Origin of the sequence: Paenibacillus sp. 2003 (genome assembly GCF_031455635.1) — a bacterium.
GTDB lineage: Bacteria > Bacillota > Bacilli > Paenibacillales > Paenibacillaceae > Paenibacillus > Paenibacillus amylolyticus_B.
The window spans coordinates 90,767-110,608 of record NZ_JAVDTB010000001.1 but is presented as its reverse complement, the minus strand read 5'-3'; the positions used below and the strand labels follow the sequence as shown (position 1 = coordinate 110,608).

The window sequence follows — 19,842 nt, the reverse complement described above, 5'->3', positions numbered from 1 at the left end:
CATACTAGAATAGAAAAGATAAAACACTGAGAGAAAAATGATAATTCTGTTCGAGTATGAGATGGTGAACGTTAGAAAGGTGGAAGATTTATAATCAGATATACAGTTTCCTAAGTTCGTTCACCACTGACTATATGCCAATGTTGATGCTTCGAGTCTTGATAACTGCCCAAGTTAGTTATAATCTTCGACGAGCCTGTCTGGTTCACCATGTCAGCAGCTACTTTTTTAATGACCCGCATCATTTCAATAAGCAGCTCATCATTATTCTCTTCCTCTTCTGAAATGAAGGACTGAATATGTATCTTGGGAATTACAACAATGTGATGCTTGTAGTATGGCCGAGTGTGATGATAAGCCATAACGTTCTCTGTTTCCATCACAACTTTGACTTGCGTTTTACCACTTAACACCTCATCACAATAAAAGTCCTGCGTCATTATACTCCTCCATCTTCGAAATGCATACGTTAAAACGTATCCTTATGATTTGGTCAAGATTCCCTGGTCCACAGATTTCTGAATAAGCTGCTGCCCATACTCCCACAATGTTTCGGAACCGTTCGCAATCTCACGGTTTCTGTTTAACACCTGATCACTTGTAATGTTATATTTCTGCCATGTATCTCCCTCATTCTGATGGTTGTGGATAATAGGCTGCAATCGATCGAGAGAGGAGGCAAATTGCGCTTCAGGCGTCTGTTTTGCTTCAAACTCCAACCATAACTGGAGTAGTTCTTCAGCCTGTGCCTTAGGCAACATTCCAAACAGTCGATGAGCTGCTTTGAGTTCACGATCATATTTATCCGTGTGTCCCACCGTATCGTAGGCAAAGGTATCTCCGGCATCGATCTCAACCAGATCATGAACGAGAAGCATCTTAATGACTTTGAGCATATCCACATCTTTGTTGGCGTGACTCTGCAAAACCAAGGCCATCATCGCCAGATGCCAGGAATGCTCTGCATCATTTTCAAGTCTATCACCATGAATAATTCTCGTCTTTCGTTCAATCGTCTTCAGTTTATCAATCTCAATGAGAAATTGAATCTGATCCTGTAATGATTCGCTCACAGCACATCCTCCTTCAGATCCATCTACGAGGATAGATCATACCAGTAAACTCTATAGTTAAAATCCATTGACATCCCCACACCCTGTGCAAGACGAATGGAGCCCACATTGTCCGGGGAACAATCCCAATATGGATGTATGCCTACACGGTTGCATTCTTCTACAAACGCTTTTGCCACCATCGCACCATAATTTTTTCTTCTATAGTCTTCAAGCGTTTCAATATCAACCGCATGTGTCTGATTTGCAATAAATGCCGACAGGCAAACACTCGCGATATCATCGTTATGCACTATAACGTAGCCAAATCCATGTTGTAAAAAATCATCTCTTGTCGTCCAGAAGTGAGAGATTTTATCCGTCAGAAAAGAGGAATTGTTATATCTTTTCTCTCCTAATAGTACTTGATCTATTCTGAGAATTCTGACTTCTTCTTCCTGAGAAGCATATATATCGATAGGTACTTGCTGACTTATCGAATTTGGATTCAACTTGAATACATGCTGAATATCACTGGAGATATCTCTTTTCCCGGAGATATGTTGAAGAACATCTTCCCAGGTTTCATCCACCACACCAATTTCAACAGCATGCATATGTAAGTTCAATAACTCAGGTTCAATACGTTCCCGCATGTACTCTTTCAATTCATTTAGAAAGGGTTCACTTCGAGAGTCTCCGATCAACTGAAAACCAGATTGTCCATGTATCCAAATTAATGCTGCTGTTATATTCTCTGCATCATCTACATAGATCCGTCCCGGGTTCAAGCCAGACGCCACCGCTTTGACTTCAATATTCTGACACGAATCCGTGAGATGTTTTACTTTGTGAAACTCCTGTTTATTAATCTCGGTGATCATAGGATCATTCCTCCTATAACAACAGCTCAGGAATTATTTATCTAACGTGTAATCAGATCAAGTATCTATTAAGCAACTCTTGAATGCTAAGATTATGCTTTTCCAGCCAATTCATGTTCCTCTCAAACTGTTCAATCATAAACGTGAAGTTGTGCTCAATCGTTGCTCCTGCATAATGCTGACCAATATAAAAATGAAGTACTGCTATATAATAGATTTTTGTAAGTAAAGGGAGATAACCGAACGCAAGCACTGAATGCTTGCGTTCACGACCATACCCCTGAATAAAGGACTCAATCATTTCCATTGATCCTTGGGATTCCTGAACCACATGGTTAAAGCTAATTGTGAATTCCATAAACGCAGCATCCATACCAATAAAATCAAAATCCAGTACACCAGTGATTTCCTCATTCTGAGCCAGCAAATTATAAATCAACAAATCATGATGAACCAACTGTTGTGGTAACACCTCTAACTGCAGATTGGAATTCTCAATTTCTGTGATCATTTTCTGGTAAAAGGTAACCTTTGAGACTGATAATTCAAAAGGAAGATTTTCATAAAAAGCCTTAATCGATTGACGATTAGCTAACGGATGAATTTCGTACACTTTAGTAAATGAAATTCCCCTGTATACTTGCTTGCCTATTGGGAACCCTTGCATTCGTGTCGAAAACTTACCCACCAGCTGCCCAAACTTCTTAGATTTGTCTACGCTAGACAATTGGGGTACAGTACCTTCTAGAAAGGTAGTAATAGCCGCAAGCGTCCCATCTTCTAATATTAAATAGTTTCGGCCATCTATTGTCCTATGAAAGCGAGGGACTTGAAACGAGGAATGAGTGCTTTCAAGGAACGCTGTCACTTTACATTCAAGTTCAATACCATCCATCGTTTTGAGATGTCTGTTGTAGATACGAACGATAAACCTCTGTCCATGTATTTCAAGAATTTTGGTCGTATTCGTCAAGCCAAATGGAACGGCTTCCAAGGTATACTCGGTATCTTCGAAATAATGAAAAATGATTTTGTCAAATCTTATATTCATAGATTCTCGTCTCTTCATCATCAAGCAGATATCCTTTACCGATATAGGCCCAGTTATTTTTTTCATAATAATCAGTCAGATCAGTACATAAATACAGCTTGTCATACCCTTTTGTTTTCACCTCATTCAATGCATGGGTCTGGAGTTGTCCACCCAGGTTTCGGCCCCGATATTCTGGATCAACATGAAGACACGCAAACCAGGGAAAGAGATCCTGCCTGCTATTCAGATCACTTCGTAACAAAGCGTACCCACCGATAATTCGCTCTCCGTCCAGCATCACATAAAACCTTGGTACATCACTATCTGTCTCCACAGAACGCTCTATACAATCCCGATAGAAGTGGAAGCTTGATTCCGAACCCCATTGTTTCCAGAAATACTGCACTGCTTCTTGCAGCACGTCCGGCTTCTGCCGAATATCAAAAATTTGCAAAATGTTAATCTCCCTTCGCGCTTTTTACTTTCGTATAGGATCAGGTGTCCAATTCAACATTCAGTTCACGCACAAATACAGCTGTCCCCTTTATTCTGACATCCATATCCTCACCATCCCGAATCACACTCACTTGAACCTTTCCATCTCTTCCAATCTCATGCCCTTGCTCTACCACAAACTGTACCTCATCAATCTCCGGTTTCACATAGGTTAAATAATAAGCACCCATCACCCCGGAGGCTGTTCCAGTCACTGGATCTTCCGTCGTACCTGAGTAAGGTGATGAAAAATGTCTGGCATGCATCATCGCATCGGAATCACGGGTTTCGAAACAAAAAGGGTGTAGGGAAGCTTTGGGGTTCTCAATTAAAATTCCCGGGAACAGGGAAGAATCCGGTTTCATTTTCATAAAAGAGTTCAAATTACGAATGGGGATTAATAATGTCCAGGCTCCTGTACTTCCATAAACGATTGGCGTAGAAAGGTCAACATCATCCAAAGTGAGGTTTATGGCGCTTACCAACTTCTCGATATCCCCCTGGAACGGTATAAATTGCGGCTGATCCTGTTTCATTTCCATGTAAATGGTGTCGGCATTGCGCTCAAATCGTATGGGTAATGTACCTACATTGGTTTCAATCGTGATTAACTCTTTTTCACTTAACATACCACGCGTCTTTAAACCATACAGTGATGCCATTGTCGCATGACCACACAGATTAATCTCATGACCCGGTGTAAAATAACGTAATCTGACGTTAGCTACTTCAGAGTTCAACACAAATACCGTCTCATTAAAACCAACCTTATAAGCGATCTGCTGCATCTCCGTCTCACTGAAATGATCAGCGTCAAAAACCACTCCTGCAGGGTTACCTTGACCGGGAACTGTAGAGAAAGCATCATAATGATAGACCGTAACATCACTCATGATTAGACCCACTCTCTCTGTAATCTAAGCGACGCACATTTCCATATAACTCTACGCTTTCACCATCAATTACAACCCCGCCACCATCTTGGCACGCATAAACCGCCGTACGATTAACGCGTGTATACTCTCTTAATGAATTCAGAGTGTCTTCCGAACCGTCCCAATGCGGTGCAAATTCTAAAGCAACGAGTCCCAGTGCTTCCATATCTTTGAGATCTACATTGTTTTCATCAGCATCTTCCCCATACCCTGCTATCTCTATCGTAGGTGTCGTCAGAATACTGCCTGCACTGACCCCAATAAGAATGCCGCCACTCTTCACATAGGAATGTAACAGACCAAGCGCATTTCTCTTCTGTAATAAACTTAGAAAATAAAACGTATTTCCGCCGGATAGATGAATCGCATCACATTCGAAAATAGCGCCAAATGTGCTCTCCTCATACTCCAGATCAAGATCGTAATATTGAATGTTATCTATTCCAATTTGATTATAGTAACGTCTAGTGTGTTCAAAATACTTCCGCTCCGGGTCGGAGCTCGAAGGGATATATCCGATGGAAGGCTGTTCACTGTTAAATAAGCTTCGTATTCTCTGATCCAATTTATTGTTAGATTTGAATACCAAATCACTTAGCAGAATCAACGTGATCATCTTATTTCCTCCCGTACCTATTAGACTGGCTTATACTCTTTATCCAAAATCGAGAAAAAATACTGGTCTGTCCACTGATTGTTCCACCATAGTTCTTCTTGGAAGACGGCCTCCCGTGTCATTCCCACATGCTGCATCAGTGCTGCTGAGGGAACGTTTTGTGAATTACACATGCCGACGACCTTATGAGCTTGTAACTCTTGGAATGCAAATTGTAGCAAAAGTCGGGTAGCTTCACTCCCGTATCCTCTACCTGCGTATTCCGAAAGTACAGCGAATCCAAGTTCCCAGCTTTTTCGGTGATCCACATAACTCCACATTTGAACGATACCAATGGGCGTATCTTCCGGATCGCTCAAGCGGCGTATGACGAAATCATAGGCATATTTTTTCTCATCTGCAACAGCAAAATGACTCCGATATTTCTCGCGAACCTTCTCCTCATCCGTCTCAACAGTTTCCTCAAAGCTCCATATGCTTGTGTCACATTCAAGTTGACATATGAAGTCGAGGTCTTGCTCTGTGACTGTTGTTATTTTAATTTTCTGTCCCACGAATTCCATGTGAATTCATCCCCTTTGGATTAGGATCATTGCTTGGGAATCTCCCATTCTGTATTAAGCAAACCTCTACCAATATTCCATTTGGCGAGCAAAGCTCTCTGTTTATTTTCCAGATCAAGAAAGGGTGCTGCAACACAAGATAGCGTGTCAAACATATGAATAAAATGAGGCCCTTCCTTGAAACGTCGAAGCCCGCCATATTCTTCATCATCCGCTGCCCATACAATCTTTTTAATCCCCGACATTAATATGGTACAAGAACACATGGGACAAGGCTCACAGGTAGTATAGAGCGTCAGGTCTTTCTTCGTAAATCTCTTCTTATTGTCTACATCCAGCAAATGTTTTCCTACCTGACGAATGGCATCCACCTCAGCATGTGCGGTGGGGTCGCAATCCGAGAAGACTCGGTTCCGGCCTTTACTCACGACATTCCCATCCACATCCACAATTATCGCACCAATCGGATACGTGCCTTCAACAAGTGATTGTTCTGCTTCTTCCAGAGCCAAAGTTAAATATTCATAATCCGATAACTTCATTGAAAGTCCCCCTGAGTACAGTTATAGTTCCTTACAAAACAGATTCCTTGTGTAATGTGTAGTAAAAGAGATTGTCTACTAACTCCGTGGACTTCGAAAAGTTCAACTTTTCTAACAAGCTCTGCGATTGAATATTTGCCTGCTCCACTGTCGCTTCAATAAAATCAAGATTCATCTTGTTCCAGCCGATTTCGATAATTGCGCTTAAAGCTTCTTGCATCAACCCTTGTCCCCAATAGGACGAAGATAAATCAAAGCCAATCTCTGCCTTCGATGGTGACTCCTGATTCCAACAGTGAAACCCCGCTGTGCCTATGAATTCGCCATCTGTTTTATGGAATAGACCATATCTGCATCCAGAATCATCGATGTGGAATTGTATGATTTCTTCTGCTTCTTTTACGTCACGACAAGGCTCAATATCCATAAACCGGGTTACATCTGGTTCAGCGAAATGCTCAAAAACAACCTGACGATCCGCTAGGGTTAACTCTCTGAGGTACAATCGTTCAGTCTCTACATTAGGAAAATGAGTCATGACGGGATCTCCTTTAATCATTAAAAGTTCCTGATTGTGTACTGCCCTGCTTCACCAAGAAAATCACTTTTGGTTAACCCTTGTTCTCCGAGTAAAATCCTGTAGTTCGATATCGAACCGTCATGTGAAATGATAAACGTATTGCCACTCTGTTTCCTGCACCATTCAAGAAGCTGTTCAGCTAATATCCCGAATCGTTGTGCATCCATCTGATTAATACTTTCCTCCCAACAATCCAGCCCCAGCTCAACGAATCTTATGTCACTATACTGATGGCTGAGCTCTTCCTTGGAATAGATCTGATCACAGACGAAAGGAACAAACTTTGGATTCTGAGGAAACATTCTTGGGCCAACCAGTGGGCTGAAGAACACAAGATTTTTGTTAGTGGTTAGGAGTTGTGCTGTTTCAATAGTACGTTTCGTTGGACTAACTAAAATGACGTCTTCAGGCGAAAAAAACACTTGTTTACGCAACGCTATAACCTGACTTTTCCCCAATTCAGTGAGGCCCGGATGCTGACAATTTAATTGATTTGGGTAATCTACCAAGTGTTCGCCATGACCATGACGAATAAATGTAATGTCCATAGGCACCTATCCCTCTATTTCTGAATGAAGTGTCTGATGCCTTTTGCATCAAGAAGGTTACTCAGTTCCTTTTTCAAAAACACAGGATATACTTCCATCTGCTCTAGTTCGTCCAAGGAAAACCATTGGAAAATTAACTTACCGTTATCTTCTAAACCTTTGAATTCAGTTTCACTATATAACTTATGGGCTTCCGGCAATATGATGAGATAATAAAAGCCAACTTCATGATACTTCAGGCCATCATACTCAAAGAAATCTTCACTAACATATGCGAGCCTTTGCGCTTCTACCTGAACACCCAGTTCCTCCATCATCTCTCGCACAATAGCCGCTTCTGTTGTCTCGTTTAATTTCACCCGACCTCCGGGCAGATTCCAGAAAGCATCCTGTTCAGTCGTATGCAAAAGAACTCTTCCCGCATTCATCACAATACCTGCCACACGGAAGTTGAATTTGTTGTTATTTTGTTCATACGATATATTATTGTTATCTGCAGTGGTCATCTCGCTGACCACCCATCAGCAAATCCATCCATGAATCCCATGATGAATGAGGGAATGATGAGTACGAGCAATAAAATTAAACTGGCTATGCCCCATCTAAGAATTACTTTCCGTTTGCTTCGAACACCTATAATAATTAAGATTGCGGTTGTTGCAATTAAGGCTACTCCATAAAATGTCATAAAACTAACCTCCGGTATGTATTCGTATTTTAATTAAGGTTACTGCAAAATCTTTTCTAACTTGTGCCTACAAGCCTCGCGGTCATAATCCGAATTATCCAGCCATACCTTATCCATTTGAAGTAACTCATAGATTTCAGACTCCAGCTTCTTTCTTTCCTGCAAAACCTGTACCGTACCCTTAACACCCTGATAACCCTGTGCCTGCCCCAAACCCTGGTTCGTATAATAATGAATAAATCCCTCTGACCATTCTTTGGGTCTTTCACTAACCGCCTTATCAAAGGTATAGGATATATCCTTCTGGTCGATATAAATGAGAAGCGGATTCAGAGCATGAATGATACGCCCCAGTTCCAATACATACTGCACGTTCTGCTCTTTGGATTGATTGCATTTTACGAGACCCATGGTTAGTGGATTCTGGATAAAACAACACTCAAATATCGTGATGCAGTCATCATTCGTGCTTAACACGTTTTGGGTGAAATCTTGCCACTTCTCGGTGATCAGCTTCACATTTTGCGCAAAAGGAATTTCGTAAATATCTCGGTTGAAAATATCCTGTACAATGTGATCGGGAAGCTCTATTCCCCATTGTTCTCTCATCTTACGATAAGGAATCAGGTATCCTTGATCATGAGCAATTGCATGGCTTTTCAGAATCTCTCTGTATTCTTCATGTGTTATCAATAAAGCCTCGAAGTCTCCAGCATAATAAAAAGATACGCCCTCGTAATCAGCAGGGTGATCTAGGTTCCCTTCTTGAAATAGTTGTACCTCCTTGCCCTTTTCTATCAAAATTTCGGATACCATTTCGGCAATTGTTGACTTGCCTGAACCCGGTAATCCTTCAATCAGTATTAATCGCCTTGTCATCATTACATCACCCTTTATGTTGTGTGAAGATATGGATCTTCCATGTGTCAGACACTATGTTATTAATCAATATCTGCAATAACCCATTGCGCAGAATCGCCATCTTCTTTCTTTTTCCAAAACACCATCGTATTGATATATTCCTTATCGTTCTCTCTTAGTTCAGTAATCGTTACAGCTACCTGGAAGAGTTTCTTTTGCTCTTGAATGATAATATCGCTTATGGAAGTAATCTTTCGAATTTTGTATCTTCCCATGCCCGATATAGGAGACTGTGGATCAAACAGATTCTTATACCCCTTTTCGTCACTTTCGTATAAATAACGCATACGTGCATTCATAAGTTTGACAATCTCCAATTGGTCCCCTGTATAGTTTGTTTCATCGAGATACTCTGGTGGGATGTCTTCTTTCTCTTGAAGTGTCGATATTTCTTCATTCTGTTGTGTCTCTTTTTCAGTGACGCTTTGAGATGGGGAATCTATTGATTGCTGTGCATCTTGAGTATTTCCCTTGTTCTGACAGGCCGCCAGAAGTAGAAGTAATAATGAAAGTACGGTTAACTTTTTCATCATCAACCCTCCATTTAATCATGTATAACACTCCCCTGGTAAAGATCTTAAATGCCTTTTATTTAAAATAGAGACTTCCTATGTATGTAAAATTTTCTCTCAAGGTACATCATAACCCATAATGTGGAATTTGCGAATAAACGAAGTTAACCATCTCTGTTTCTATCGTATTTCGCGCAAAAAACCACACTTCTCTGCACGAGTTACATCATGCAAAGCGCGTGGTTATCAGCAGAACTTTCTTTTAACTTTTGTAACTTGTAACTGTCCACAATCAATCTACCTATTTATTAAATAGCATATTCATTATGCCGACCGCTTCAATCTGGATCTCTTTTTCTTCATGATCCAAGAAAAGGTAACTATATGTTGAAAAGATCCCCCTATGCTGTATATGTCCAGCTTTATATTGAAACGTCTTTTCCGCACCGTCGATCGTCTGCGTAAACATCCTGCCTTCATTCACATTATACGAAGAATGGATATCATGTTCACTTGCGAGCCATGCAACAAATTTCTCTTCGTTTGGATTGGTCATGACCAGGATAATGAACAGAACAACCAACACAACCATGCCCGTTCTTAGTCCTACGCCCTTCTTGCTACCATGCTGCGTGTGCTCATGTTTCATCCTGTTCACCCGTTTCTTGGACTGAAATCTGTACGTTCTTCGCCAAAACCCAACCACTCAGTCCATACGAAGATGAGATCACCATGTACTTGTATTTCTCCTCGATCAGCCGGATTTGCAATTCGTCATAGGAATCATAGCTGACAGGCCAACCATAGCCTTTTCCCGACTCTAACAACTCGCGATTATAAGGGATAAAATGCTCTATATCCCACTCATCCAAATCCAAAATAATGCTGCCATGCAGCGGTGTATCAAACGAATGGGCCATAACACCAGAGAATAAGACATCCATATTTTTCGGCACATCATGATTTGAACGAGTACGTATCCAGATCCTGTCGTTCTCTAAATCCACTTGGTAGCTCAATATGGTGTTGTCATGCAAACTTGGCATACTCCCCCTCCTTCCAATATGTCAGTTAACTCGTTTATCCTCAAACACCGTAATATCGTTTATAGTCAAAGACCCATTCCACTTTGGAGAAATCAACAAAATCATAAGGTTCGCACTGTCTAAGGTAAAGCAACTCCTTGTGCGCCTGTTCCCCGTCCATATTTTCCAGGTAAAACAATGTCTCCTCATACCCTGCACCACATAATAACTGCACATCAATATAACTGCCCGTATCCTGATTCTTTAGTTTGGCTTGCCAGATCAGCGTGGTGTCCTCCACATTTCCAATACAGAATAACATGATGCACAACAGTCTCAGAACCTCGTTATCCTCTGACTTTCGGTTCTCAATCTCTTGCTGAAGCAACTGTCGGATGGCCTCCCGGTGTACCTCATCAGGTTCCACCCCGTACAACTGCAACATTTCTTCCTCGTTCATATTTGTTCCCCTTACCTACTTGAGAATGTTGTTTAACTCTTCCGCTTTTTTCCTGCTATCCATTCTAGCATAAAAATAAAAAGCGATGACGTGCAGCACGATAGATAGCAACCACATGCCGGGGAACCAGGGAGCGATGAACTGGAACATATCTACCGAGAACAACCATACCATCGCCATACCTCCCGCAATATTGAATGTGGAAGAAATAACGATATTCCATACCGGTTTTAACGTAAAATAGTTCCACAGTATGTTATACATCATTCCAAACAACACAGCTGCAATGAAAGCAATACCCGCTATGTTCCATAAATAGGACATCTGAATGGGCAGATCATCAAAGAATATTGTAGCCAAGAGCGTGACCCATAGCGTCATTATGGTGAATACTTGAAAAAAAGAATGTCTAAGTTGAGTTATCATGATAATTTCCCCCTAAAGTTTTTAATATAAAATCGGCTGACAAAGTAACTGGAGCTATCGCTCAGGTCTACCTTAATCCGAGCATGGTCTGTTGCAGAGAATGCGGTGATATACCGTGTGTTGATGATCGTTTGATTATTGATTTTCACAAAATGAATGTCATCCAGATCCTCTTCTACAAATTTCAGACGTTTATTAAACAAGTACTTCTCACCTGAGATCACCCGGACACCGCACATCCGATCCTCTGATTCAAAGGCAACCACCGAACTCAATTGGATCTGTATATTGCGATTATTCTTGGCATGGATGACCGTTAATTGAGTTTCCGATTCACAGATTGCCTTCTGAATACGGTCCCACTTCGACTTCTCCGCCGGATGTGTTATGACCTTGGCTACTTTTTGCTCTATTGCTGGATCCTCTTCAAAAATGACTTTCATGTGTTGGCCCTCCTCTCACAACTCATATTACAAGCATAGTTACGACAATCCCACTGTATTGCGTTTTGTTGCAGGATTTTGCAAGTTTGTTGCATCATCACTGCATAGATACGAAAAAGAACCACTCCATGGGAGTAGTTCTTCTATGTACTCATCCAGAGCATTCAGGGCATGAGTTATTCTTTTCGCATACTGGTGCTAGGTTAACGTTAATCAATCTCCAGATACATCTCCTGATTTTGCAGGATCATTTCGTTCATGTGTGTAATAGCTTCTTCTGCCACAGTCTGATAAGTAGCATATAATGCCTCTGTTCTCTGAAGCAAGATCGGGTCCTTCTCCAGATCTGTTGGAAGTACCTCACGCCACGCTTCATCCACTCTATTGTGGTCCGTAATCAGGCATTCGATCTGATCCAGTACATTCACCATCTCATCTAAATGAAAAAAGCGCATCCCATTTTTTATTCCATTCCAACTTTTGATCTGGGTGATATTATATGCCGAAAACCAATAAAATTCTGCCAGACTCTTCGTGTGATTGTGATAGGAATAGAACAGAAATAAAGCTTGTTGCCCTTCGTGTAACTGCCGGTATATCTCTGTTTTGGCTGCCATATCTCTGCCCCGTACGGAAACTAGCATCGGTTCAATACATAACCAGCTAAGTTGCTTTGAATGTATATCTTCTGCTCGCACACTAGCCTTCATAACATTCTCCTCTCTATTCACCACTTTATGGATTCTCTGGCGCTTCCACTGCCGGGTCATTCTCTCCGCCCATTCTGCGTCTGGATGTCTCCATCTTGCCTGTCGCTGGTACATGTTCAGAAGCTTTAGCTAATCCGAATTTGGGCATGTTGGCGTATATGGTCTCGAAGGAACCCGACTGAGCCTTGTATGTTTCATGATAGATCCCTACTGTTCCGTCAGTACCAATGGAGCGGTTGAATCTTTTCCAAGCTTCCATGTGAATTCCACCTCGTGCGTATTTCTCCAATTCATCGTAAGAGCGCCAGTATTGTAGTAACGTCACCCCGCGCCAGCTTATAAAATACTCTGTACTCAGAAATCCGGTATCCGGATTCATATACAACTCTTTAATCATCGGGCCCATGGACTTAAAGACAGGCAGCCATTTGTGTATAGCCCACAAACGATTGATCCTCATTCCGATGATAAAAACAATAAATTCCCCCTCAATCTGAGCTGAATATCTTCCTTTATGTATGTTCGGCACGTCACCCCTCCTTCTCGTCAAAAACATTCAATTTCATCGGATCTGAACGATCCTTCCTATCCGTTCATAGGCATTCAGAGGGAAATCAAAACTCCACCGTTTGTGATATTCCTCCAGTCCCAATTCCTTCATTTTGCTCAGTTCTCTGTAAAATAGCTTAGTCAACATGACCAAGGATAACTCCTCAGACATAAGCAATCGCCCCTCTGTAATGGCTTCCGTGCTAAAGTTATCACTCATCTCATACACCATGAATTGAACGATTACCTGCGAACGTTTCTTGATCCAGAAGCGATATTCTCCAGGTTCTGTCTGCATGGTCATGATTACCTCCGTGGCTCCTTTGTGCAATGCAACGAATTGACGTGCTATCTCATCCACCACATCCGACAAAAAAGAAACCGGAATCTCAATCTGTTCTCCCTGATCAGGTTGAACCAGGATATCCAGCCATCCGTGCGGTTCAAGCGTCATTACGATGTCCATAGCCATACTCCTTTATTTGATTCTATGATGCAGGAATAACCGGAGACCATGGATGCCCTTCTTGCGTACGCCAATGTCGAGAAAACCCGCAATATAACTGCCGTGCCGCAATTTCCTTCATTTACAGTTAAAATAGTCTCATTGATCTCCGGATGCAGCTCGCGAACGAATTCAGACAGTGCCTTCATCGCTGCGTAAATCATTATACACATTCCATTTTGTATACAATTGTTTTAGCGCTAATCCTGTTGTATGTATGAACTTGTCCATAACTTCCATGGATAAAATATTTAAATCACCCAAAGGTTCGTTGTCAGGATTAGCTAAAAACTCAAGTTTCTCTTCCCTATACTGATACACCTCAGATTCCAGCAATCCGCCTAGATCAAATGCTCTCCCCACATTCAGCTCATTTAACCAATCGCTGGCCCTGTTCCAATTCCGTAAAATCATAAACTCTAGCTTCGTGACATCCTGTGTATACACGCTTCTTCCGTTGGGCTGGACTTCATATGCAGGATAAATATCGAAAGTCCACACGCGATCCGTATAGATATGGGCGATGTATCCGCACAGATATTGCATGAATTTGGGATCACTATAAGCTAACTTCTTGTTGGACTCAAAAAATCCTTTAAGTTCTTCGTCTGTTGCGAACCTTCCTGCCTCTGCCATGAGGTGAGTTTTTGCCTTTTCGGTACGAAGATTAGTTCTTACATGGATGGAATCAGGTGCTAGGCTTCCCAGTAACAACTCAGGGGATGGATCTGATATTAATTCGGATGCAATTGCAAAATGAACCATAGGCCAAGGCAATGTAAAAACTCCTTTCTGTATCTAAACTATTCTATTAACGCTATCACTCGCGTAGCAATTTAGACTCTCCTTGCTTCAAGTCTACAAATATAGGCTTCTGCACATTGTTAATTGTGGCAATATCAATCTCATCCACACTTTTAAAAATAAGCTGTAATGACTCCTTTTGTTCATCTTCAAATAAAAGAGTTACTTGATCATCACAGAGTTTTCCTTCCAACTTCGCAATAACGTCAAATAAAAACATTACAAATACTACTTCATTTCCATCCGGATACGTATAGTGCATCCTCTCGCCCGTGTAGATGGAGGCCAATTCATAAGAGCTCACTTCAAGCCCTGTTTCCTCTTTCACTTCTCTAATCATGGTTTCTTCGATTCGTTCACCTGGCTCCATACCACCACCAGGTAATCCCCAGTCCCCATAATCTGATCTCTTTTGCAGCAGAATCCTCCCCATATGATCGCGAATAATAGCTCCACCCGTAACAACAATACGACTAGTCATTACTCTTGCTCCTTTCTGTTAGGTTACTTCTCAACAGATCATAATTTTTATCAGGAAACTTCTCTATTGATTCATATACCAAAATGCACAATGCATTTCCCATTTACCTCAGCGTACTTTGCCATGTTCGCAAGCTTGTTTAATTCGTTGATTAATCCGACTTTATTGTACACGAGTTTCTCGTAGTAGCCCTTCTGTTCGCCTCCATCAATACTGTAATTCCCTGTAAGAACAATCGGATCAGTCGCATGGCTAAATAGATCCATCCAGGCTCGAATCAGTTGATGAAACTTCAACAAAGCATCCTGCTCTTCAATAACGGTTATTCCATAGTTGTTCAGTCCACTACATCTCATACAGGTAGATGGATTCCATGTATCCAACCAGCAAAGGGAATCATAGATGTACGCAATGAATTCGTCTTCCAAGGTCGCATGATTCTCTGTGGTTAATCCACTTCGATGTATTCTCCCCTGTGAATCCCATGAATAGGAGGTATGAATATTCCCGTCTACTTGCGATTTGTTTTCGATAACAAAATGGTGCTTCGGCAACACCCGCACCTCCGTTACACTTACCCATGCTTCAATATCTGTTCAATCCTCTTAAATCATAACCCATGTATTGGTAAATGGAAATTGAAAAAGGTCCTATCTACCTCCCAAATCAGGAGAAGTAAAATAGGACCGTGATAAAAACTTCCTTACATTCATAAAATCCTTCGTCTACTCAGAAACGCTGTTCCTTCTTCTCGGTACATCTCTATAGATTCATTGGTCACATGATCATGCCTCAGTATTCCCATATAATCTGTACCTGGTTTCTTCGGTCTATAATCTGAATCAATCGAGTAGATATTGAAATGCACCTCATCTTCATCCTCTGACACATCTGTTTTATCGAAAAGTGCAATCACTCCATCTTTGCCAAGAAACCTAAATGGAGATTCCTGACGCTCTATAATATAAAAAGGATATGTGAGGTTCTCTATCTGAATGAATTCCTGGTACGCCTTAAGCTCATCAGGTATGAGATCCATGTATTGTCTAGCTACATCTTCTGCCTGAAATACACCTGAAATCCACTTCAAATTCCCCTTGGTTGCTACGATAATAATCAAACTAATCACCTTCTAATTTAAATAGAGTCTATCTCTTTTCCACGCACAAAAGTCTGAGACAAAATCCGGTGGCTGCCAGCGATGTTGTCAATCTCAATGTTATATTCAGACTCCGTATATTCAATCTGATGTCGCTCATAATATTTTTCCCAGAATGAAACTGCTGCCGCATTATTAGCAAGCTGTTCTACTTTGAATGTACCCCGAAATTGAGCAAACACCAAGTCAATTACTTGTGCTGCCAGTCCCTGTCCACGATACTTTTTGACCAGGAACAGCTCCTGCACGGTATAATCCACATCTTCTGGCACATATGGAGGTGAACACACCAGGACGAATCCAATAATCTTTCCTTCATACTGAATCAAAAACGGATGTAATTCATCGCGTTCCAGATAGAGATAGGTGTTCGTTGGATCATATTTCCCCTCTTCAAGTAGATCCTCGCCAGAAAATTCAGACAGATCATATAAGTACAAGTTGTACAGGTTGAGGAACATTTCCTTTTGTTCTGCCAAAATACTTTTAATGTGTACATTCATTTTCTTTGTACATCTCCCTTAGTTAATGAGTTAGTTAGTGATCCATACATAACCTTTCCGATGTCCACAGCACGTTTGCTGTGCCCTGTTCTCAATATATCCTTTCAACCACAGCAGATATAGGCAAAGTTTGGTTTAAACCATAGAGTAACCTTAACTGTTATAGTGGAAATGTACATTTGAACAAAAAAAGACTCCTTACAGAGTCCGATTATTGGTCTTATTTTTATTTTTCACCAAGTATCCATTAGCACTTAGCTAATAATTATTGAATTATATGGGTTCAACTAAACTTTTTACATAAAAACGGAGAGGACAGAAATAACCTGAAGAAGCGGAGCGTTCGCCTTTATCACCGGATTTCCCCTTTAAAAAGGGAATCAAAAAAATCTGGGGATAACAGCGATCGGAAGGTTGTTCTGTCATTGGAGTGCTCAGTGTAAACCTCTTTAGTTGAACCTATATAGATAATCAACCACAGGATATGAGATCACATTGCGATCTCTGTACGTTGAAATCACCGCTTCGTGATGGGTGCTTAGAATTCCATTTTGCAACATCACCGGACGGAAACCTCGCTCCATCGCACCGTTGTAGGTGAATAGAACACATTCCTCTGCAGCAAAACCTGCGATAATCACCAATTCAATTCCGTGACTCTTCAACACCTGCTCCAGATTAGTCTGCCAGAAAGAGTTGGAAGCTTCTTTGGTAACTGTGATATCCTTCTCATTCACATCCACCTCGGGAATAATACGATATTCTTCCGGTGGTGTCTCCTCCATGCCCTCCACATCCTGTACGTGAACGACCACATGATCATTCGAGCGCAGCACGTTAGCTACATGGTTAATGTACTCGCAAGCATGGTCTATCGAGCTCTGATCCATCTTTTTCCGCACAATACTCTCTTGCATATCAATGATTATGAATCCTACTTTCATCCAATCTCTCCTCATAAAATGTAGTATTAAACTTGTATCACATCTCAACTTAGTCTTTAAATAATTCATTCAGCATCCGGTCGCGGTTCTCCAGAAAGCTGCGGGTAATCTGGTAGTGATCGGTATCCTCATAGACTACCTCTTGGATATGGTTATCGTCAAAACTTAAAATCTCCGCCCCCGGATACCCGAGCAAAATAGGTGAGTGCGTCGCAATAATGAACTGCGAAGTGCCTGACAGATCATGAAGAATCCGCAATAAAGAGAGCTGCCTAGCTGGGGACAATGCGGCTTCGGGCTCGTCGAGCAGATAGATGCCTTTGGAACTAAAGCGGTTGACGAACAGACTGAGAAAAGACTCCCCATGTGATTGTTCATGTAATGAACGCCCGCCATAATATTGAAGCGACGCCGGCATCTCGTCGACATGTGATGCGAATTGATAGAACGATTCAGAGCGCATGAAGAAACCATTCGTTATTTTGGGCAACCAGGCCAGCCTGAGATAATTCCCGAGCGAGGATTCCGAAGCATGTGTCTCATAGGTATTATTCCTGCCACCCCCTGCGGTATTGAAGCCACATTGATGTGCGATGCCTTCCAGCAGCGTAGATTTCCCTGAACCATTTTCACCTACAAAAAAAGTAACGTTATTCGTGATCTCCAATCGTTCCAAGGACCGGATCGCGGGGATGTCAAAAGGATATTGGTCCCGATTCTCGATCTTGGCCGACAGGAGTTCCACACTTCGAAGATACATAGGCATACTCCTATTCATGTTAGATTTGGCTCCAACTACGGCAGGTACCTTTTCGTTTACACATTCCCTATATTAAACGACGAACAGTTGGATGACAAAATTATGGTTGACGGTGGCAGATCAGCTATATATTATGTAGGAAGAACGTTCTGATGAAAACATAAAATGAATTGGCGTGTTACCACCCCAGAGGGCATGAGCCAAGAAGCGAACATGAGACTATACTCGCTTCTTGGCTCTTTTTGCGTTCCGGAGGCATGAAAGCGTTAACTTTAGAAACGAGGAGGCGGTGAACCGTGAGTAAAGGAATGATTCTGCAGGTGGAGCGGGTCGTCGGCAGTAATATTGTTCTGGCCCGGTCGCACCAGAATACCAAGGAGTACGTACTGATTGGCAAAGGGTTGGGATTTGCGTTCAAGGTGGAAAGCACCGTTCAGGCCGATGATCCGCGGATTGAGAAAAGGTTCCGGCTGGAAGACCGGGAGGAGTGGGGGCAGGCGCAGGAGCTGATGAGGGACTTGGACCCCAATGTCATCGACATCTCTGACCGAATTATCCGTCTCATCGCTGATCAGTTTCCCGGCAAGCTGAATGACAAGATCTACCTTGCTCTTCCGAGTCATATTCAGTTCACCTTATATCGTATCCGCAATGGGATGGAGATTCTGAATCCTTTTCTTACGGAGACAAAGCTCAGTTTTCCGAAAGAATTCGAAATCGCCTCGGAAGCGGCGGCCATGATCGGAGAGGCCTTTGGCGTAGAGGTACCGGAGGATGAGGCCGGGTTCCTGACATACCATGTGTACTCCTCCGTAAATCACGTCCCTGTCGGACAGTTGGTTAAGGTATCCAATGTGATCAGCAAACTTCAGTCGATTATTGAAGAGGAGGGTGGTGTTCGCTTTGATCAGGGCAGCCTTAGCCAGGCAAGACTCATGATACACCTGCGCTTCTCCATGGAACGCCTGTATCAGCAGCCGATGACGGCCCCCACCTTCGCACAATATGTGAAAAATGAATATACGTCCGAATACCAGCTGGCCAGAAAACTGAGCGCTGTAATGGCCGAGGATTTGGGTACAGAAGTGCCCGAGGAAGAAACGGCTTTTCTCGCCATGCATTTATACCGGCTTTTTCAAACCCATGCCAAAACCAACAGCAGAAAGGACAACACACAATGATCTGGAAATGGAAAAACAATAAATCTGCCAAAACATCTGAAACAATATCCGTCGCCTCCCCGCTCACCGGAACCTGCGTCAGTTTGGAAGAAGTGCCTGACGAAGCGTTCGCGCAAGGACTTATGGGACCGGGAGTCGCAATGATTCCCCAGGAAGGCAGGCTGGTCGCCCCTATCGACGGCACTGTGGTGCACCTGATCAAATCGCACCATGCCGTAATGATTGAGCATGCTTCCGGGCTGCAGCTACTGCTGCATATCGGTATGAATACTGTCAGCCTGAAAGGACAGGGTTTCACACCCCAAGTGCAGACCGGGGATCAAGTCACTATCGGTCAGACTCTGATTGAATTTGACCTGAATGCGATCGCTTCCGCCGGTTATCCGGTCATCACCCCTGTCATCGTTGCGAATGCGGCTGAACAGCCGTGGGAGTCGCACCCGGAGTATGGCAGCGTAGAAGCAGGCATGGGAACTATCATGAAAGTCAGCTTGTCCAAATAACCTAAATCAAAAAAAGAAAG

Annotated in this window: 32 protein-coding genes; 2 read left to right on the top strand and 30 right to left on the bottom strand. The window is 42.3% G+C overall.

From position 1 onward, the window contains the following. Positions 1–110 precede the first annotated feature (110 nt). From J2X75_RS00655 to J2X75_RS00510, 30 genes are all read right to left on the bottom strand, one after another. A complete protein-coding gene (locus J2X75_RS00655) occupies positions 111–440 on the bottom strand; it encodes an HIT domain-containing protein (protein ID WP_310333667.1) in 330 nt (109 codons plus the stop codon). A gap of 42 nt (positions 441–482) precedes the next feature. Further along, positions 483–1,073, bottom strand: a complete 591-nt coding sequence (locus J2X75_RS00650; protein WP_310333666.1) for an HD domain-containing protein — start codon at positions 1,071–1,073, stop codon at positions 483–485. 23 nt (positions 1,074–1,096) lie between these two features. Continuing rightward, positions 1,097–1,936, bottom strand: a complete 840-nt coding sequence (locus J2X75_RS00645) for a GNAT family N-acetyltransferase (RefSeq protein ID WP_310333665.1) — start codon at positions 1,934–1,936, stop codon at positions 1,097–1,099. 52 nt (positions 1,937–1,988) lie between these two features. Next, entirely contained in the window at positions 1,989–3,008 is a 1,020-nt protein-coding gene (locus tag J2X75_RS00640) for a phosphotransferase (RefSeq protein WP_310333664.1), read from the bottom strand. Further along, positions 2,971–3,423 (bottom strand): GNAT family N-acetyltransferase, encoded by a 453-nt coding sequence (locus J2X75_RS00635; RefSeq protein WP_310333663.1) that lies wholly within the window; start codon positions 3,421–3,423, stop codon positions 2,971–2,973. The genes J2X75_RS00640 and J2X75_RS00635 overlap by 38 nt, the downstream gene beginning before the upstream one ends. Before the next feature lie 40 nt (positions 3,424–3,463). Further along, complete coding sequence (locus J2X75_RS00630) at positions 3,464–4,357, bottom strand: PhzF family phenazine biosynthesis protein (protein WP_310333662.1); 894 nt, start codon at positions 4,355–4,357, stop codon at positions 3,464–3,466. Further along, positions 4,350–5,015: a Type 1 glutamine amidotransferase-like domain-containing protein gene (locus J2X75_RS00625; protein WP_310333660.1), complete on the bottom strand. Its 666-nt coding sequence runs from the start codon at positions 5,013–5,015 to the stop codon at positions 4,350–4,352. Before J2X75_RS00625 ends, J2X75_RS00630 begins: the two co-directional genes overlap by 8 nt. 20 nt (positions 5,016–5,035) lie before the next feature. After that, a complete protein-coding gene (locus J2X75_RS00620) occupies positions 5,036–5,578 on the bottom strand; it encodes a GNAT family N-acetyltransferase (protein ID WP_307538512.1) in 543 nt (180 codons plus the stop codon). Positions 5,579–5,604: 26 nt separating this feature from the next. Further along, positions 5,605–6,120 (bottom strand): nucleoside deaminase, encoded by a 516-nt coding sequence (locus tag J2X75_RS00615; protein ID WP_307538514.1) that lies wholly within the window; start codon positions 6,118–6,120, stop codon positions 5,605–5,607. A gap of 31 nt (positions 6,121–6,151) precedes the next feature. Further along, positions 6,152–6,658 carry a GNAT family N-acetyltransferase gene (locus J2X75_RS00610; protein ID WP_307538516.1) on the bottom strand — a complete coding sequence of 169 codons (507 nt, stop codon included), beginning with the start codon at positions 6,656–6,658 and terminating at the stop codon, positions 6,152–6,154. Between the two features lie 20 nt (positions 6,659–6,678). Then, on the bottom strand, positions 6,679–7,248 hold the full coding sequence (locus tag J2X75_RS00605) for a phosphoglycerate mutase family protein (RefSeq protein ID WP_310333658.1): 570 nt from the start codon (positions 7,246–7,248) through the stop codon (positions 6,679–6,681). Positions 7,249–7,262: 14 nt separating this feature from the next. After that, positions 7,263–7,754 (bottom strand): NUDIX hydrolase, encoded by a 492-nt coding sequence (locus tag J2X75_RS00600; protein ID WP_310333657.1) that lies wholly within the window; start codon positions 7,752–7,754, stop codon positions 7,263–7,265. Continuing rightward, positions 7,751–7,936, bottom strand: coding sequence for a hypothetical protein (locus J2X75_RS00595; RefSeq protein ID WP_036610391.1), 186 nt, complete (start codon positions 7,934–7,936; stop codon positions 7,751–7,753). The genes J2X75_RS00600 and J2X75_RS00595 overlap by 4 nt, the downstream gene beginning before the upstream one ends. A gap of 39 nt (positions 7,937–7,975) precedes the next feature. Next, positions 7,976–8,818, bottom strand: a complete 843-nt coding sequence (locus tag J2X75_RS00590) for an adenylyl-sulfate kinase (RefSeq protein ID WP_310333653.1) — start codon at positions 8,816–8,818, stop codon at positions 7,976–7,978. Positions 8,819–8,877: 59 nt separating this feature from the next. Continuing rightward, a complete protein-coding gene (locus J2X75_RS00585) occupies positions 8,878–9,390 on the bottom strand; it encodes a hypothetical protein (protein ID WP_310333652.1) in 513 nt (170 codons plus the stop codon). A 280-nt stretch (positions 9,391–9,670) separates the two neighbouring features. Then, complete coding sequence (locus J2X75_RS00580; RefSeq protein ID WP_310333651.1) at positions 9,671–10,018, bottom strand: hypothetical protein; 348 nt, start codon at positions 10,016–10,018, stop codon at positions 9,671–9,673. After that, complete coding sequence (locus J2X75_RS00575; protein ID WP_310333650.1) at positions 10,008–10,415, bottom strand: hypothetical protein; 408 nt, start codon at positions 10,413–10,415, stop codon at positions 10,008–10,010. The genes J2X75_RS00580 and J2X75_RS00575 overlap by 11 nt, the downstream gene beginning before the upstream one ends. Positions 10,416–10,455: 40 nt before the next feature. Beyond that, a complete protein-coding gene (locus J2X75_RS00570; protein ID WP_310333649.1) occupies positions 10,456–10,854 on the bottom strand; it encodes a hypothetical protein in 399 nt (132 codons plus the stop codon). Positions 10,855–10,869: 15 nt separating this feature from the next. Then, a complete protein-coding gene (locus tag J2X75_RS00565) occupies positions 10,870–11,280 on the bottom strand; it encodes a hypothetical protein (RefSeq protein ID WP_310333648.1) in 411 nt (136 codons plus the stop codon). Next, complete coding sequence (locus J2X75_RS00560) at positions 11,277–11,723, bottom strand: LytTR family DNA-binding domain-containing protein (RefSeq protein WP_310333646.1); 447 nt, start codon at positions 11,721–11,723, stop codon at positions 11,277–11,279. Before J2X75_RS00560 ends, J2X75_RS00565 begins: the two co-directional genes overlap by 4 nt. 209 nt (positions 11,724–11,932) lie before the next feature. Then, positions 11,933–12,433: a hypothetical protein gene (locus J2X75_RS00555; protein ID WP_310333645.1), complete on the bottom strand. Its 501-nt coding sequence runs from the start codon at positions 12,431–12,433 to the stop codon at positions 11,933–11,935. A gap of 25 nt (positions 12,434–12,458) precedes the next feature. Then, positions 12,459–12,962, bottom strand: a complete 504-nt coding sequence (locus J2X75_RS00550) for a DUF4188 domain-containing protein (RefSeq protein ID WP_261313416.1) — start codon at positions 12,960–12,962, stop codon at positions 12,459–12,461. 33 nt (positions 12,963–12,995) lie between these two features. Continuing rightward, a complete protein-coding gene (locus J2X75_RS00545; protein ID WP_310333643.1) occupies positions 12,996–13,448 on the bottom strand; it encodes a hypothetical protein in 453 nt (150 codons plus the stop codon). A gap of 171 nt (positions 13,449–13,619) precedes the next feature. Beyond that, on the bottom strand, positions 13,620–14,264 hold the full coding sequence (locus J2X75_RS00540) for a hypothetical protein (protein WP_310333642.1): 645 nt from the start codon (positions 14,262–14,264) through the stop codon (positions 13,620–13,622). 43 nt (positions 14,265–14,307) lie between these two features. After that, positions 14,308–14,772 (bottom strand): NUDIX domain-containing protein, encoded by a 465-nt coding sequence (locus J2X75_RS00535; protein ID WP_310333641.1) that lies wholly within the window; start codon positions 14,770–14,772, stop codon positions 14,308–14,310. Positions 14,773–14,843: 71 nt separating this feature from the next. Next, positions 14,844–15,326, bottom strand: coding sequence for a hypothetical protein (locus tag J2X75_RS00530; protein WP_310333640.1), 483 nt, complete (start codon positions 15,324–15,326; stop codon positions 14,844–14,846). Positions 15,327–15,481: 155 nt separating this feature from the next. After that, positions 15,482–15,892, bottom strand: a complete 411-nt coding sequence (locus J2X75_RS00525) for a hypothetical protein (RefSeq protein WP_310333638.1) — start codon at positions 15,890–15,892, stop codon at positions 15,482–15,484. 17 nt (positions 15,893–15,909) lie between these two features. Further along, positions 15,910–16,434 (bottom strand): GNAT family N-acetyltransferase, encoded by a 525-nt coding sequence (locus J2X75_RS00520; protein WP_310333636.1) that lies wholly within the window; start codon positions 16,432–16,434, stop codon positions 15,910–15,912. Positions 16,435–16,883: 449 nt separating this feature from the next. After that, complete coding sequence (locus J2X75_RS00515; protein WP_310333635.1) at positions 16,884–17,378, bottom strand: cysteine hydrolase family protein; 495 nt, start codon at positions 17,376–17,378, stop codon at positions 16,884–16,886. A gap of 49 nt (positions 17,379–17,427) precedes the next feature. Continuing rightward, positions 17,428–18,138 carry an AAA family ATPase gene (locus J2X75_RS00510; RefSeq protein WP_124113581.1) on the bottom strand — a complete coding sequence of 237 codons (711 nt, stop codon included), beginning with the start codon at positions 18,136–18,138 and terminating at the stop codon, positions 17,428–17,430. A gap of 296 nt (positions 18,139–18,434) precedes the next feature. Between J2X75_RS00510 and J2X75_RS00505 the strand changes: the two genes are divergently transcribed. Continuing rightward, entirely contained in the window at positions 18,435–19,319 is an 885-nt protein-coding gene (locus tag J2X75_RS00505; protein WP_310333633.1) for a PRD domain-containing protein, read from the top strand. After that, positions 19,316–19,822 carry a PTS sugar transporter subunit IIA gene (locus J2X75_RS00500; RefSeq protein ID WP_221822677.1) on the top strand — a complete coding sequence of 169 codons (507 nt, stop codon included), beginning with the start codon at positions 19,316–19,318 and terminating at the stop codon, positions 19,820–19,822. The genes J2X75_RS00505 and J2X75_RS00500 overlap by 4 nt, the downstream gene beginning before the upstream one ends. Positions 19,823–19,842: the final 20 nt, after the last annotated feature.

Coding starts and splice junctions, on each gene's coding strand:
- J2X75_RS00655 (WP_310333667.1), bottom strand. CDS start 440: ATGACGCAGGACTTTTATTGTGATGAGGTGTTAAGTGGTAAAACGCAA.
- J2X75_RS00645 (WP_310333665.1), bottom strand. CDS start 1,936: ATGATCACCGAGATTAATAAACAGGAGTTTCACAAAGTAAAACATCTC.
- J2X75_RS00640 (WP_310333664.1), bottom strand. CDS start 3,008: ATGATGAAGAGACGAGAATCTATGAATATAAGATTTGACAAAATCATT.
- J2X75_RS00630 (WP_310333662.1), bottom strand. CDS start 4,357: ATGAGTGATGTTACGGTCTATCATTATGATGCTTTCTCTACAGTTCCC.
- J2X75_RS00625 (WP_310333660.1), bottom strand. CDS start 5,015: ATGATCACGTTGATTCTGCTAAGTGATTTGGTATTCAAATCTAACAAT.
- J2X75_RS00620 (WP_307538512.1), bottom strand. CDS start 5,578: ATGGAATTCGTGGGACAGAAAATTAAAATAACAACAGTCACAGAGCAA.
- J2X75_RS00615 (WP_307538514.1), bottom strand. CDS start 6,120: ATGAAGTTATCGGATTATGAATATTTAACTTTGGCTCTGGAAGAAGCA.
- J2X75_RS00610 (WP_307538516.1), bottom strand. CDS start 6,658: ATGACTCATTTTCCTAATGTAGAGACTGAACGATTGTACCTCAGAGAG.
- J2X75_RS00605 (WP_310333658.1), bottom strand. CDS start 7,248: ATGGACATTACATTTATTCGTCATGGTCATGGCGAACACTTGGTAGAT.
- J2X75_RS00600 (WP_310333657.1), bottom strand. CDS start 7,754: ATGACCACTGCAGATAACAATAATATATCGTATGAACAAAATAACAAC.
- J2X75_RS00595 (WP_036610391.1), bottom strand. CDS start 7,936: ATGACATTTTATGGAGTAGCCTTAATTGCAACAACCGCAATCTTAATT.
- J2X75_RS00590 (WP_310333653.1), bottom strand. CDS start 8,818: ATGATGACAAGGCGATTAATACTGATTGAAGGATTACCGGGTTCAGGC.
- J2X75_RS00585 (WP_310333652.1), bottom strand. CDS start 9,390: ATGATGAAAAAGTTAACCGTACTTTCATTATTACTTCTACTTCTGGCG.
- J2X75_RS00580 (WP_310333651.1), bottom strand. CDS start 10,018: ATGAAACATGAGCACACGCAGCATGGTAGCAAGAAGGGCGTAGGACTA.
- J2X75_RS00575 (WP_310333650.1), bottom strand. CDS start 10,415: ATGCCAAGTTTGCATGACAACACCATATTGAGCTACCAAGTGGATTTA.
- J2X75_RS00570 (WP_310333649.1), bottom strand. CDS start 10,854: ATGAACGAGGAAGAAATGTTGCAGTTGTACGGGGTGGAACCTGATGAG.
- J2X75_RS00565 (WP_310333648.1), bottom strand. CDS start 11,280: ATGATAACTCAACTTAGACATTCTTTTTTTCAAGTATTCACCATAATG.
- J2X75_RS00560 (WP_310333646.1), bottom strand. CDS start 11,723: ATGAAAGTCATTTTTGAAGAGGATCCAGCAATAGAGCAAAAAGTAGCC.
- J2X75_RS00555 (WP_310333645.1), bottom strand. CDS start 12,433: ATGAAGGCTAGTGTGCGAGCAGAAGATATACATTCAAAGCAACTTAGC.
- J2X75_RS00545 (WP_310333643.1), bottom strand. CDS start 13,448: ATGGACATCGTAATGACGCTTGAACCGCACGGATGGCTGGATATCCTG.
- J2X75_RS00535 (WP_310333641.1), bottom strand. CDS start 14,772: ATGACTAGTCGTATTGTTGTTACGGGTGGAGCTATTATTCGCGATCAT.
- J2X75_RS00520 (WP_310333636.1), bottom strand. CDS start 16,434: ATGAATGTACACATTAAAAGTATTTTGGCAGAACAAAAGGAAATGTTC.
- J2X75_RS00515 (WP_310333635.1), bottom strand. CDS start 17,378: ATGAAAGTAGGATTCATAATCATTGATATGCAAGAGAGTATTGTGCGG.
- J2X75_RS00510 (WP_124113581.1), bottom strand. CDS start 18,138: ATGTATCTTCGAAGTGTGGAACTCCTGTCGGCCAAGATCGAGAATCGG.
- J2X75_RS00500 (WP_221822677.1), top strand. CDS start 19,316: ATGATCTGGAAATGGAAAAACAATAAATCTGCCAAAACATCTGAAACA.